Origin of the sequence: Acinetobacter pullicarnis (assembly GCF_006352475.1) — a bacterium.
Taxonomy (GTDB): domain Bacteria; phylum Pseudomonadota; class Gammaproteobacteria; order Pseudomonadales; family Moraxellaceae; genus Acinetobacter; species Acinetobacter pullicarnis.
Genome location: NZ_VCMZ01000001.1, coordinates 705882 through 720792, shown reverse-complemented (window position 1 = coordinate 720792; position 14911 = coordinate 705882). Strand labels below are relative to the sequence as shown.

Here is a 14911-nt window from a genome sequence, read left to right as displayed (position 1 = left end):
GTCCTTGCTTTTCAAACTCGCAGTAACCTTCCAACCACGACCTCTCACCCTACATATATTTATCTCTTTGCCCGCTATGACTGAGTACAACCGCATTGACTTCGGCTGCACTGAGTACAACTTTAGTGCAGCCAACATTGGACGAAGCCAGCGCTCCCCTCTTGGCATGCATAGTATCACCTTAACTTATAAAAAATAAATATATTATTTTATTGAATAAAATCAATAAAATTAAATTTAATTAAAAATCAAATAGATGATAAAATAATTTACAATTTCTCAAAAAACACTTGAATATAAGTCTAACTGACATTAAGTTGGTTTAACCAACACAACACCTGTCATCATGGAGTATCGATATGACTTATCAAAATCGCTGGAAAACAGTGGACGTTAACGTTGAAGCTGGCATTGCTTGGGTCATGTTTAATCGCCCAGAAAAAAAGAATGCAATGAGTCCGACCCTCAATAAAGAAATGATTGATGTGCTAGAAACACTAGAACTCGATCAGGAAGCCCACGTTTTGGTCTTCACTGGCGCAGGTGATTCATGGACTGCGGGCATGGATTTAAAAGAGTACTTCCGCGAAGTCGATAACCAACCAGAAATTTTCCAAGAACGCATCCGTCGTGACTCATGTCGTTGGCAATGGCAGTTACTGCGCATGTATTCCAAACCAACCATTGCCATGGTGAATGGCTGGTGTTTCGGTGGTGGTTTTTCTCCACTGGTTGCCTGTGATCTTGCGATTGCTGCAGATGAAGCAACCTTTGGATTATCTGAAATAAACTGGGGTATTCCACCAGGTAACTTAGTCAGCAAAGCCATGGCAGATACTGTCGGTCACCGTACCTCGCTATACTACATCATGACGGGAAAAACCTTTGGTGGTCAGCAAGCAGCCGAAATGGGCTTGGTCAATAAAAGTGTGCCTTTGGCAGATTTAAAGGCAGAAGTGACTGAACTTGCAAATATTTTGCTTGAGAAAAACCCTGTGGTGCTGCGTACAGCAAAAAATGGTTTTAAACGTTGCCGTGAATTGACTTGGGATCAGAACGAAGATTACTTATACGCCAAACTTGATCAATGTAATCATCGTGATACTGAAGGCGGCCGCGAACAAGGCCTGAAACAATTCCTCGATGAAAAATCCATTAAGCCAGGTTTGCAGTCATACACGCGTGCCGGCTAATTTCACACTGATCTAATTCCAATGGACTTGTAAGGAAACGAAGCCATGCAAAATGTACAGTTACTCATTCACGGTCAAAGCCTAAACGCCAGCACAGGAAAAACCTTTGATCGCATTAACCCCATTGATGCTTCAATCGCTTCAACAGCTGCTGCGGCCAGCATCGCTGATGTCGATCGCGCCATCGAATCTGCGCATCAAGCTTTTGCCGTTTGGTCTGCGTTATCGCCAACAGAACGTCGTCTACGACTGCTCAAAGCCGCAGATTTAATGGACCAAAAGACGGCGCAATTTATTCAGATCGGGATGCAAGAAACGGGTTCAACTGCAACATGGTATGGCTTTAACGTACATCTCGCAGCCAATATGCTGCGGGAGGCTGCGGCAATGACCACACAAATCGATGGCAGTATTATTCCCTCAGATATCCCCGGTAACTTGGCGATGGGTATTCGTAGTCCATGTGGTGTCATTGTCGGTATGGCGCCTTGGAATGCACCCATTATTTTGGCGACTCGAGCCTTAGCCATGCCACTGGCCTGTGGCAATACTGTGGTGCTTAAAGCCTCCGAAGGTTGCCCTGCAACCCATCGTTTCATTGGTGAAGTCCTGCACGAAGCGGGCTTAGGAGATGGCGTGGTCAATGTGATTACCCATGCGGCAGAAGATGCGCCACAAATTGTGGAGCGTTTAATTTCACACCCACTCAGCAAACGAATTAATTTCACTGGTTCAACCCATGTTGGCAAAATCATTGCGGAAATTGCAGCCAAATCACTGAAACCAGTGTTGCTAGAACTGGGAGGTAAAGCACCTGTTGTCGTGCTTGATCAAGCCAATCTGGATGATGCCGTCAATGCGATTGCCTTTGGTGCTTTCTTTAATCAGGGACAAATCTGTATGTCGACAGAACGAGTCTTGGTTGATGAAAGCATTGCAGAGGCGTTCATTGAAAAACTCGTCAACAAAGCCAAAACGATTCAAGCCGGTAATCCGTTGGATAATCAATATCCTTTGGGCGTCTTAGAAAGTACACGTGCTGCGCAGCGTATCCAAGCATTACTGGAAGATGCACAGCGCCACGGTGCCAATATTCCGTTGGGCATTAATATTCAAGCAACCTGTATGCAGCCAACCGTGATTATTGATGTCACCCCAGAGATGCGAATTTACCGTGAAGAGTCATTTGCTCCTGTTTGCACCATTCAACGTTTTAAAACCGAAGATGAAGCCGTTCAACTGGCCAACGACAGTGAGTTTGGACTCTCTGCAGCGGTCTTTAGTCAAGACTTGGCCCAAGCCTTGGCGATTGCCAAACGCATTGAATCTGGGATTTGCCATATTAATGGAGCAACGGTGCACGATGAAGCACAAATGCCCTTTGGTGGGGTAAAACAAAGTGGCTATGGTCGTTTTGGCAGTAAGGTTTCGGTGGCTGAGTTTACTGAACTGCGCTGGATCACCATTCAAACCAGCCCTCGCCATTATCCCGTCTAAAAAATACATCACGGCGTTGGCATGATGCTGACGCTTATCTCGTTGCAGTGAAAATCGTGATAGAAAAGATTTACATGGAGTAAAAGGAATGACGCAAATGAATGCTACTTCACAGCACTATCCTGAACGTTTGGTAAAACTTGGTGGGCATGAAATTCATTTCCATTATGACAATGAAATACTTTATATCTCGCCCAAAGAGCAACTACAGACTTATCCCCAGAAATTAACAGATCGCTTAATCCAATATGCAGCGAGCCAACCGGAACAGAGCTTTGCTGCAAAACGAGATCTGCAAGGTGAATGGATCCATCTCAGCTATGCCGAAACCATGCATCGTGCTTGGCGAATTGCACAAGCCTTGCATAATCGAGCAGCGCTTTCGACTGAACATCCCTTGCTGATTTTGTCTGGAAATGACCTTGAACACCTCACGCTTTCAATGGCAGCAATGCTTGCCGGGGTGCCTTTTTCTGCAATTTCGCCAGCCTATTCCTTAATTTCAAAAGACTTTGGCAAACTCAAACATGTGTTTGAAATACTTACACCGGGCATGGTCTTTGCGAGCGATGGTCAAGTTTTTGCTCAAGCGATTCAAAGCTGTGCAGGCACAGATGTTGAAGTGGTCACGCTCAGTGGAAAAATCGGTGACAACGACTGCAGTACATTCCAAAGCTTACTGGATACCGAACCAGTCAATATCCAACAACACTATGCCACACTCGATGAGCATCAAGTGGCTAAGTTTTTATTTACCTCAGGTTCCACCAAAATGCCGAAGGCGGTGCCGACCACACATTTAATGTTGTGCGTAAATCAACAAATGCTGTTACAGACCTTTCCTGAGTTTGCAGAAACTCCACCGGTTTTACTCGATTGGCTGTCTTGGCACCATACCTTTGGTGGCAGCCATAATGTCGGAATTGCGCTCTATAACGGCGGCACAATTTATATTGATGATGGTAAACCCGTTGCTGGAAAGTTTGATGAAACCATTCGCAATCTCAAGGAAATTTCACCGACCGTTTATTTGAATGTACCCAAAGGTTGGGAAGAGTTGACCGTGGCATTGGAACAAGACTCAGTGTTATGTGACACGTTTTTTGCCAAAGTAAAAGTCTTGTTTTTTGCGGGTGCGGCCCTGTCCGAAGCGGGTTGGAATCGATTAGACCAGATTGCCCAAGCGCATTGTGGTGAAAGGATTCGCATCATGAGTGGTTTAGGCATGACCGAAACAGCACCTTCTTGCGTATTTACCACTGGCCCAAAAGTGATGGCGGGTTTTATTGGCTATCCTGCACCGGGATGTGAAATTAAGTTAGTGCCTTATGGCGACAAGCTTGAGATTTGTGTGCGTGGCAAAAACGTCATGAAGCATTATTGGCGTATGCCCCAAGTACAACAACACGATATCTTTGATGATGAAGGTTTTTATCGGACTGGCGATGCGGTGAGACTGGTCGATCCGCAAGATCCCAATCAGGGCTTGATGTATGATGGGCGTATTGCAGAAGACTTCAAACTCAATACTGGCACCTTCGTCAATGTCGGCACATTAAGAAACAAAATCCTGATTCAGGGCAATCAATTGATTCAAGATGTCTGTGTGACAGGTGCCAATTTAAATGCTATCGGCCTGCTTGTTTTCCCTAAATTAGACGCCTGTGCCGAGCATGCTGGCTTAAATCTAACACAGTCCAACGTCCATGAAATACTGTCACACGCTAAAATCCAACACTGGTTTAAACAGTTCTTAATTGAATTAAATCGAGATGCAACAGGCAGTTCCAATACCCTGTCCATGTTGTATCTGATGACCGAGCCACCACAGTTAGATGCAGGCGAAATTACAGATAAAGGCAATTTAAACCAAGGCGGTATTTTAAAGCGCCGCGCTGACCTGATTGCAGAACTTTATCAAAAGCATGCCGTGAATCCACTGATTACACGCATACCAACGCTTAGAGACTAAAGCCCCATGATTAAAAAAACAGCCCTGTTGTGCAGGGTTGCTCAGCCCTTTTGTCTTTATTTTTTGGGTTTTCATCTGTCGTACGAGGAAATAACATGCCAATAGACAGCGACTTTGAACTTTTTCGTGACAATTTCAAACGTTTTTTAAATGAAAATGTTGCTCCCTTCTATACCCAATGGGAAGAGCAAGCACGGATTCCACGTGAGATCTGGCACAAACTTGGTGAGAATGGTTTTCTCTGCGTTGATGTGCCCGAAGCCTATGGTGGCTATGGCGCACCTGTGCATTACTCATTGATGTTGGTGCAGGAAACTGCACAGGCAGGATTTACGTCGCTGGCTGTCGCCATCGGTGGTCAAAGTGAGTTGGTCTCGCCCTATATTCAAAATATTGGCACTGAATCACAAAAGCGTTATTGGCTACCCAAAATGGTCTCAGGCGAAGTGGTGACGGCAATTGCCATGACAGAAGCCAATGCAGGCTCTGACCTCCAAGCGATTCGCACTCAGGCGATTTTGCAGGATGATCATTATGTTGTAGATGGCGCTAAAACCTTTATTTCCAATGGCCAACATGCCGACTTAATTGTTTTGGTTGCCAAAACAGATCCTCAAGCACGTGCCAAAGGCATTTCGATTTTACTGGTCGATGCCCAGCTGGAGGGCGTTAAAAAAGGTCGTGGCCTAAAAAAAATAGGCTTACATGCGCAAGACACCGTGGAACTATTTTTCGATCAGGTCAAAGTCCCTTGCGATCAACTGCTCGGTGAAGCCGGCAAAGGTTTTGCCTACCTGATGCAAGAACTGCCACGTGAACGGCTCAGCATTTCAATGATGGCGCTAGGTTCTATTCTCGGTGCTATTCAAATCACCAAAGACTATGTGCTTGAACGTCAAGCATTTGGTCAAGCATTAAGTCAATTTCAGAACACCCGCTTTGTGCTTGCCCAAGCACAGATCAAAGCCAAAGCAGCAGAAGCCTTTGTCAATCAATGTGCTGAACGATATCGCCATGCTGCACTCACGGTGAGTGAGGTTGCCGCCTTGAAATGTTTTATCACCGATGTGCAATGTGAAATCGTCGACCAACTGCTCCAGCTGTTTGGGGGTTATGGCTATATGCAGGAATACCCGATTTCACGTTTCTATGTCGATGCACGGGTGCAAAGAATTTACGGTGGCACCAACGAAATTATGAAGGAGATTGTGGCGCGCGAGTTATTGGGAAAATAACCCCAGCGCGACAAAACAGGCTTAAACATGTTCAAAACTGGGGAATACAGGGGTGTATTGCCTTTAAAACAACAACGTCATTTCAGGAAGAAATGTTATGCGAAATATTTGGATCACGTCAACCATGTTGCTGTCTACGCAAGTATTTGCCAACAGCTTTATTGACAACAGCAAAGTGGAACTGAGCACCCGAAACTTTTATTTTGATCGGGACTATACCGAAGTATCCGCCTATCCTGCCGCCAAAGACTGGAGTCAAGGTTTTATTTTCAAAGCCAATTCAGGTTATACCGAAGGGACTGTTGGATTTGGTGTCGATATTTTAGCAACCGCAGGCTTTAAACTCTATGCCGACGCCAAAGATGCAGGAACAGGCAATTTACCTCGCGATGCCAAGACCAATGAACCTGCGGATAGCTATGGTCAAATCGGCTACACAGGCAAAGCCAAGATCAGCCAAACAGAAATGCGCATCGGGACATTATTGCCAATGACTCCCGTTTTGGTCGCATCACCAGCACGGCTGTTACCACAAACTTACCGTGGGATATCAATCCAATCCAAAGACCTGAAAAACTTTGATTTACAAGCTGCGTATATCGACAAAGTCAATCATCGAGATTCAACCAATTTTGAGAAAATTAAAATTTCTGGGGTCAATGGCCGCTTTAAAGCCGCAGAAACAGATGGGCTCTATTATGTCGGCGGGCATTATGATGTTTCTCCAGCGCTGAAATTTACCTCTTTTTATATGGATGTCGATGATCTATATAACCAAGGCATGTTTGGGGCAACCTATAAATATAATTTCACAGCGCAAACTCAACTGACCACTCAACTTCGTTATTACCGTAGCCGTGAAGATGGTCAAGCCAAAGCGGGCTTGGTCGACAATGACCTTCTGGCCAGTCATTTTGAACTCAAGCATGATTTACACAAATTTATCTTCAGTACTTTTCACCATCAAGGTGCAACCGCCTTTCCCTATTTAACTGGCGGTGAGACTGGATTACTTATTGATACCTGGCCAGCTGAGTTCTTAAACCCCAAGGAACAGGTCTATAGCTTTCGCTATGAGTATGACTTTAAAAACTATCTGCCTGGGCTACGTTTTATGACGCGCTATACCACTGGCCACAATATCTACGCACCACAATTGGGTGGCACAGATCTCAAAGAAGATGAACTCGATTTTGATATTGGTTATACCGTTCAAACTGGTTTTTTCAAGGACCTTGGGCTACGCGCACGTTATGCCATGTATGACAACAATATGCTGTCTACGGCCAATATTAAGCCCAGCAATGAGACGCGCATCAATATCGATTACACATGGAAATTTAAGTAATTCACAACACTCAGCCCAACAGTAATTGGGCTTGTGTTTTTTCTAAGGAGATCGGCAGATGACGATGTTTAAGTTGGAACACCTTCCCCCAATTCATCATCTCCTGAATGGACATGAACTGGAATGGGATGCAGATTTACGTCACCTCAAAATCAAATATACCGCGCTGGAAAGCTTCACCAATCCACGTGGAACGGTAGAAGGTGGCATGCTTTGCGCCATGTTGGATGATGCTATGGGAATCCTTGCTGGACTGAATCAAGCTGAGCGTCCCGCAACCACTATCAACTTAAGCCTAGATTTTTTTAGACCCTGTCAGGTCGGTGTTGTAGAGACACACGCTTATTTCATCAAAGAAGGCCAAAAAATCCTCAATCTTGAAAGCGAAGCATGGCAGGACAATAAACTGATCGCCAAAAGCAGTGCCGCATTTATGGTTTTATAGGGACAATTAAAACCATCAGGCATAAGCACTTTATTCATTGAAGAAACTTAAAAAAGCAATAAACATGGAGAGAGATATGTCAGAACTACAGATTAAAGAGGTGATGAATGAACAGCCAATGAGCCGTTATCAATGGTTTATTGTCGGTATTTGTTTGTTCTTATACATCATCGATGGATTTGATTTTATGGTCATGGCCTATGTTGCCAGCTCCATTGGCGCAGAGTTAAGCCTGACCAGTACACATATTGGGGCACTGATCAGTGCGGGATTAGTCGGCATGACGGTCGGGTCTATTTTTGTGGCACCACTGGCCGACAGAATTGGTCGTAAAAACCTCGTCATTATTAGTTTAATTCTTTGCGCGACAAGTATGGTTGCAGCCACCTTTGTGCGTTCTGCATTTGAATTGGGGATTTGTCGTTTTATTACTGGCATTGGGATTGGCGGCATTCAAATCAGTTGTATGGTGCTGGCCACTGAATACTCGTCTAAACGTTTAAAAAGCTTTTCAGTCGGTCTGCTTTCAGCAGGTTATGGTCTTGGTGCAACACTCGGTGGCCTACTTGCTGTCTATCTGATTGGCAGTTTTGGCTGGCGTTATGTGTTTCTCTTTGGCGGCATCGCCACGTTTGTCGGCTTGCTCTTATCAATACGCTACTTACCCGAATCAATTGATTATTTACTGTATAAACAACCCAAGCAAGCCCTTGAAAAGCTCAATATGATTGCCAAAAAAATGGGTCATCAAATCATGGAAAACTTACCCGCACAAGCACTCAAGCCTACAGGCAAAAGCACCATCAAAAAAATATTTAATGAAAAATATTTAATGCAAACCCTCATCTTATGGTTTTCCATGTTCTTCATTTTATTTGGCTTTTACTTTGTTATGGGCTGGACACCGAAGATCATTGCCTCGTCAGGCTTAGGCAATGAATCTGGGGTTACCATTGGTATGATGATCAGTGCTGGCGGTATGATTGGTGCCCTTGCATTAGGTGTACTCAGCACTAAATTTCGTGTTTTTCATGTGCAAGTATTTTTCCTCTGCGCCACTGCCCTCTCTGTATTCATGTTCGTAAACTCAACGGCCACACCCAATCTGCTGATCTTATCCGCCATTATTTTAGGACTGTTTATCAATGGTTGTTTGGCAGGAATTTACTCGATATCGACAGGTATTTATGAAGCAGACGTGCGTTCGACGGGCGTTGGTTTTGCAACAGGAATCGGGCGTTTTGGTGGAATTTCATCGCCGATTATTGCCGGTTATTTTCTCGATCAAGGCATGGCACCTTTAAGCCTGTATGGACTGTTCAGTGTGATCTTTATTATTGCTGCGATAGGCATTTTCTCTCTTTCACGTATGAATGCCAAAGCAGAGAAAAAATTTCAGGCTCAGCCTGCTGAAGCATAACTTTTTAGTTTTACTTATTCTGCCTCAGCTGCCTAATATCTAATCTAAGATGGTCGTAGATAGGAGATCTATAGCGACTAGATTGAAGGCTTTTTTAGAATAAGCACTTCGCCCCCATTGCATCACAATGAGGGCGAAGTGTTTTGAGTTTTAAATTAAAAATAGATAATAAAAAACGATCAATTACTTAAGCATGATTAGAAGGTTAATTTACTGGTTAAGCCTAGAACTAAAGCATTATCAACATGGCTGGTCGCACCTGGATTGATCACATATTGAATATTTGGTCGAAGCATTGCCCATTTCGTTGGAAAATAAGAATAATTCAACTCAAGATTATATTCTGCTGGTTTATCTAATCTGCTACGCGATTCTCGATAGCGATCACTAACATGAATACGACTTAAACCCAGACCCAGAATATCATTTTCACGGGTTTCAAATAGACCAATATACTTCAAGCCCACTTGCTGCATATTGTCAATTTTATTGGTCGTTTTATCATGAACACTGAGATTCATAAAGCCATGTAAACCTTGCTTTCCAGATCCTTTTTGCGTGAGTTGCTGCTCTGCAACAAACCATGTCCCATAGCTATGATCTTTCGCTTCCCCAGTAACAATATCTTTTTGATTTTCAATCTTATCTGCCGTGTTATACATCACGCCTGCACGGTATGTAGCAGGCAAGCCACTCACCGCACTCTTCGGTTGCCATACCAGTTCTATCGGTATGGTTACCCCGTCTGCATTTGAGGTGCTTAGATTCCACCCCTCTTTTTCTTTAATATTGGTCGGATTAAATTCAAAGACCGCCACTTGCGCAGATAACTCAGGATTAATCTGATATTTCACCATCCCAGCCCATTGACTTACTGGTGTGTTGTACCAAGTGCCACCCTGCCATTTACCCATCTGTGCGGCACAGAAAGAGGTGTTTTGGAAATCACATGACATCGCATTAAAATAAGTCCCCATCCCAAATCGACCGACTCGAATACTAACTCCTTGTGCTTTAAATTGTTTTTCTAAGGAAAATTCAGTCAAACGACTCCCACTGTTCCCACGCCCATAACTGGACTGAACATTCGCCATTTGTGGTGCTAAAGGATCTGAAATCTGATCAACAGATACACTCTGACCTTGTCGTGCTGTCACCACGGTACGCACCGAAACGCCATCCCAACCCAAGAGTTTCTCCAAGTCCCAATGACTGCCTAACCACAACTGGCTGGTATAAGTTGGATCTTGCTGATCTTTATATCCACCATCCGCGAGGTAGGCAGTATCTACGGTTATATTGGCATCGAACTTAATACCTTGTTCAGCGAGACTATTGCGCTTACCATTCCAGTCCCCCAATAAATATGCAGCATTGGGGTCAAAAGCAGTCGTTGCATGGCTCTGTGCAAATGTCAAAACAAGTCCTACACTACCGAGTAATTGCTTTGTGATTAATTTCATTCCTTGATCCTTTTAGTTTTTAGGCATGCAGAAAACCGGCTCATAACCAGATATTGGATATAAGCGTTCTGTACGACCTAACGATTTAAAGTTGTAAGCGCGAAGTAATTGCTATGGTTTGCTCCGAATTACATGCTGCTGCGTAATGAACATGATGTTTCCGATCACGCTTACAAGTCCCTTGCATTTACTCATTCTTAACGACAGTGCTTCAGGTTAAAAAGCACTGTCGATTCAGTTTCAATTTTTAAATCAATGATTTTGCTTGATATACTTTGGCAAAATGCGATTGATTTTCTCGTTGCAGTACCGCTGTAATAAAATCACCAGCACTTAACAGTGCTGAAATATCAATGCCAGTCTGAAAGCCAGACTGTTCCAATAAGTACACCACATCTTCGGTTGCCACATTGCCAGTAGCGCCTTTGGCATAAGGACAGCCACCTAACCCCGCAATAGATGAATCAAAAATTCGAATACCTTGATTTAAAGATTCAGCAATATTGGCAATCGCCATCCCATAAGTGTCATGAAAATGGCCCGCGATACACTCAACGGGAATCACATCTAGACACGCTTGTAGCATTTGACGGACTCGAATAGGCGTAGCGGTCCCTATGGTTTCACCCAAAGAAATTTCATAACAGCCTAAATCAAACAATCGTTTAGCGGTCATGGCGACTTTTTGAGGATCAATCGCCCCCTCATACGGACAGTCCACAACACAAGATACATAGCCTCGTACTTTGATATTGTGCTGTTTTGCCAGTGCAAATATAGGCTCAAAACGAGCAAAGCTTTCATCAATGGAACAGTTAATATTTTTATGAGCAAATGATTCTGAGGCCGCGGTAAAAACTGCAATCTCTTTACACCCAACCTGTAGCGCAGCTTCTAGCCCCTTAATATTCGGAACAAGTAAGCTAAAGTTCACCTGTTCGGGTTTTTCAAGGGCTGCATATAAATCTGTGCTTTTATCCATTTGAGGAACCCAACGTGGTGAAACACAGGATCCCACTTCAATCGATTTAAAGCCGCTCTGCACCAGTCTATTTAACAATTCCAAGCGTTGCTCAAAGTGGATCACCGATTTTTCATTCTGCAATCCATCACGTGCACCCACCTCTACAATTTTCACAAAATCATTCATGACAGACTTATCCCACGAGACTCATTAAAGCGGGTACGCTTAGAATTGCCATGTAATACCCCATGAATTGACAGCCGGCATTAAAGCCAAAATGTTTGGAGAGTAATCCACCAACCAAACCAATGGTCAGAATCACCAATACACCAAGCAGTGCACCTTCCCATAAACTAATCACTAAAATCAGACCAACAAATGTGGCGATAATGGCTTCATGACTAATATACTTGGTCACAAATAATGCAGCACGGCGGGCATAATTCATGGCAAATGGATAAGACACCAATGATGCAATTGCAACAGCCAATAAACCGTAACCTAAGAATTCCCATTGACTGAGTAAATGGTGCAAGTTGTATCCTTCAGTGCCATTTCCGCCAACGGTGAATACTGGTGGTGCATTAAATAAGGGGGCTGCTGGACCTGCCGCAACGGGGCTTAAAGGTAAACCAAATGCAATCAATGGAATTAATGCTTCAGCAATATAGGTCGACTCTGTCACCCCATTTTTGGCAGCAAGGGTGGTGGTTAAACGTTGATAAACTTGCTTAAAGCGTGAAGAAACAAACTCTCCCAAAGCAACCGTCATGGCAACAGGACTGAACACAAAAGTCGCACTAGAGACCACTGAGGTTGCTGCTGTCCATTTTAATTGTTCTTTGTCTAAAACTTTAAATGGATTAGGGAAATAGCCCGACCAGCTTTTTACTTCAGGTGCAATAGAAAGTCGATTGACCGTGTTACGCCGCATTTTCTTACGGCCCATTGGCGAGCTAACTAAAAATAAATCAGCAATTAATGGTCCGATTGCAATCCCAATAAAATAACTCACAGAAAGTTTGGTATCGAATTTTGCAGTGAAGCTCTGTAGCGCAATAATCAGCACCACAAATGGAATAAGCAATAAAGTTGAAGCCAATTTACCTGGAGAAAAATAAGTAATAATGATGGCTGCAAATGCAAAAATCCAAGGTGCAAAGGCTTTAATTGAATCACCAAATGGTGCCAACAAAGATGCGAATAACACAGCACAAGGCACAGCAATAAATGCAGAAACAATTGCCCCTGAAATCATCTTACGTAATGCAATATGTGGCGCACCGAGTTTTCGCATGGCGTCACATTCAGCCATTAACGGTGTCGCTAAAGTATCCCCTGGAATGCCTAATAATGCAGTTGGAATGGCATGTGTCATGTGTTTCGCAACAACGGCAGACATCCAAAAAGTAAAGACTCCAACAGCTGGTGCACCGAGTAAAATAATCAGCAGCGTCAGCGGCGCAATGGTGGCAGTTTCATCCGTCCCTGAAATTAAGCCAATTGCAGCAAATAAAACCGCCCCAAACAAACCAAATCCGAACGCAATCAACACTTGATCAAAGAGTAATTCCATTTTATTTATCTTCCTTTTGTTGACGTTTTTGCGCATGTGCAACAAATGCGTCATACAAATTAAGTTCCTTTAATTCACCCACTATTTTCTCAGGTAAACCATGAACTGATCCAATGGACTTGCCCTCTTTTTCCCATTCATCGATCAGGCTTTCGAACCATTCCATTGATTGATCTTCAGACTCTAAAATTTCTCGTTTGGGTTTGTAGAGAATTGAACAAATAAAGCCAGCAAGGATACAGCCGACTAATCCACATAACATGCTATAAGCATGAGCAAGCGTTGGGTTTTCTACAATTTGATTTAATAGCCATTGAGACGAATAAAAAAATGACACACTTAAAACTGCGCCAATTAAAATAGATTTAACCAGCGACGAGAAACCAACGGTATCTCCCCAAACTTCAACGAGCTCTTCATTGTGATGCGCTCCCTTTTTTTCATCTTGCTGTATCGCATTATCCATTGCTACCAACTCCAAATGCTTCTAGTGTTCTAGAAGCCTTAAATAATCAACCACGTAATTCGGTGAGTAATTCCAATGCTCTGTCGTTGCGAACATCATGCTCAGCAACCATTTGGGCAATAATCTGATCAACTTCATCAGGCTTCGCCCCAGCCACCACTGCAATATTGCGTGCATGTAATGCCATATGACCACGCTGAATGCCTTCGGTCGCCAATGCACGCATTGCCGCCATATTTTGTGCTAAACCAACTGCAGCAATGACTTCTCCAAGTTCATTCGCAGACTTGATATTCAACATCTGAATAGATAACTGTGCCAAAGGATGGGTTTTTGTTGCACCCCCCACCAGTCCAACAGCCATTGGCAATTCAAGACAACCTACTAAGTTTCCTTGAGCATCTTTTTTCCAGGTGGTCAAGGAAGTGTAATGTCCGTTTTTAACTGCATAAACATGCGCACCCGCCTCAATTGCACGCCAATCATTGCCCGTTGCAACAATGACCGGATCAATCCCATTCATAATGCCTTTGTTATGGGTCGCAGCCCGATAGGGATCAATTGCAGCAAATTCATAGGCTTCAATCATACGATCGATGACTTCTTCACCCGATAAGGTGGCTTGCTTGAGTTGATCTGGACGTACCGTCAATTCTGCGCTGACCAAACGTAGATCCGCTAAATTTGACAAAATTCGTAAACGGACTTGGCCACCGGTAAGCTTTTCAACCAAAGGTGTAACTGTTTCAGCCATGGTATTGACGGTATTCGCGCCCATTGCATCACAGACATTGACGATCAAATGCATAACAGCCATCGGACCAACTTGTGTGGATTCAAATAAATGAACCTCAATATCTTTACAACCACCGCCCAAACTAATCAGGAATTTATCCTTACTATTCGCAAGCTGAATGATCTGTTCTTTATTTTCCAATAGAATTTGTTTGGCTATTTCAACAGAATCAAGACCTAAAATTTGTACTTGTGCACGCATTAAAGGTTCAGTACTTGAAGTTTTAAAGCCACCATTTTCACGTACTATTTTCGCCATATATGAGGCAGCAGCAACAACAGAAGGTTCTTCAACCACCATTGGAATTAAATGATCTTTGCCATTAATTTGAAAATTTGCAGCAACACCAAATGGAAGTTCAAATTTACCAATCACATTTTCAATCATACCATTTGCTAAATCGGGACTTAGTGCACCGTCATTCTCTAACAATTGCTGTTGTTGTTCACTAAAACCTGCTATTTTTGCCACTTCCTTGAGACGTTCTGATACTGTTAACTTTCGAAAATTAGGTAATTTAGAATTCACTTTTGCTG

12 protein-coding genes are annotated in these 14911 nt (G+C 43.4%); 7 read left to right on the top strand and 5 right to left on the bottom strand.

Going from position 1 to position 14911, the window contains the following annotated elements; translation table 11 throughout:
* The first annotated feature begins 353 nt into the window (after positions 1–353).
* The 7 genes from FD716_RS03020 to FD716_RS02990 all read left to right on the top strand — a co-directional run bounded on the left by FD716_RS03020 (position 354) and on the right by FD716_RS02990 (position 9110).
* Positions 354–1193 carry a p-hydroxycinnamoyl CoA hydratase/lyase gene (locus FD716_RS03020; RefSeq protein ID WP_171477078.1) on the top strand — a complete coding sequence of 280 codons (840 nt, stop codon included), beginning with the start codon at positions 354–356 and terminating at the stop codon, positions 1191–1193.
* Between the two features lie 45 nt (positions 1194–1238).
* Positions 1239–2690, top strand: coding sequence for an aldehyde dehydrogenase (locus FD716_RS03015; RefSeq protein ID WP_139850891.1), 1452 nt, complete (start codon positions 1239–1241; stop codon positions 2688–2690).
* Between the two features lie 88 nt (positions 2691–2778).
* Positions 2779–4662 carry a feruloyl-CoA synthase gene (locus FD716_RS03010; RefSeq protein WP_139850890.1) on the top strand — a complete coding sequence of 628 codons (1884 nt, stop codon included), beginning with the start codon at positions 2779–2781 and terminating at the stop codon, positions 4660–4662.
* A 95-nt stretch (positions 4663–4757) separates the two neighbouring features.
* On the top strand, positions 4758–5897 hold the full coding sequence (locus FD716_RS03005; RefSeq protein WP_139850889.1) for an acyl-CoA dehydrogenase family protein: 1140 nt from the start codon (positions 4758–4760) through the stop codon (positions 5895–5897).
* A 97-nt stretch (positions 5898–5994) separates the two neighbouring features.
* On the top strand, positions 5995–7245 hold the full coding sequence (locus FD716_RS03000) for an OprD family outer membrane porin (protein ID WP_215895444.1): 1251 nt from the start codon (positions 5995–5997) through the stop codon (positions 7243–7245).
* Between the two features lie 58 nt (positions 7246–7303).
* Positions 7304–7690 (top strand): PaaI family thioesterase, encoded by a 387-nt coding sequence (locus FD716_RS02995; RefSeq protein WP_139850888.1) that lies wholly within the window; start codon positions 7304–7306, stop codon positions 7688–7690.
* Between the two features lie 76 nt (positions 7691–7766).
* Entirely contained in the window at positions 7767–9110 is a 1344-nt protein-coding gene (locus tag FD716_RS02990; protein WP_139850887.1) for an MFS transporter, read from the top strand.
* Positions 9111–9307: 197 nt separating this feature from the next.
* Here the strand turns inward: FD716_RS02990 and FD716_RS02985 are convergent, their stop codons facing one another.
* From FD716_RS02985 to FD716_RS02965, 5 genes are all read right to left on the bottom strand, one after another.
* The gene (locus FD716_RS02985; RefSeq protein WP_139850886.1) at positions 9308–10573 is read right to left on the bottom strand and encodes a carbohydrate porin; all 1266 of its coding nucleotides are present in this window, start codon (positions 10571–10573) and stop codon (positions 9308–9310) included.
* Between the two features lie 247 nt (positions 10574–10820).
* Entirely contained in the window at positions 10821–11723 is a 903-nt protein-coding gene (locus tag FD716_RS02980) for a hydroxymethylglutaryl-CoA lyase (protein ID WP_139850885.1), read from the bottom strand.
* Positions 11724–11730: 7 nt separating this feature from the next.
* A complete protein-coding gene (locus tag FD716_RS02975; protein ID WP_139850884.1) occupies positions 11731–13113 on the bottom strand; it encodes a tripartite tricarboxylate transporter permease in 1383 nt (460 codons plus the stop codon).
* A 1-nt stretch (position 13114) separates the two neighbouring features.
* Complete coding sequence (locus FD716_RS02970) at positions 13115–13579, bottom strand: sodium/proton-translocating pyrophosphatase (RefSeq protein WP_139850883.1); 465 nt, start codon at positions 13577–13579, stop codon at positions 13115–13117.
* Positions 13580–13625: 46 nt separating this feature from the next.
* Positions 13626–14903 (bottom strand): hydroxymethylglutaryl-CoA reductase, degradative, encoded by a 1278-nt coding sequence (locus FD716_RS02965; protein ID WP_139850882.1) that lies wholly within the window; start codon positions 14901–14903, stop codon positions 13626–13628.
* Positions 14904–14911: the final 8 nt, after the last annotated feature.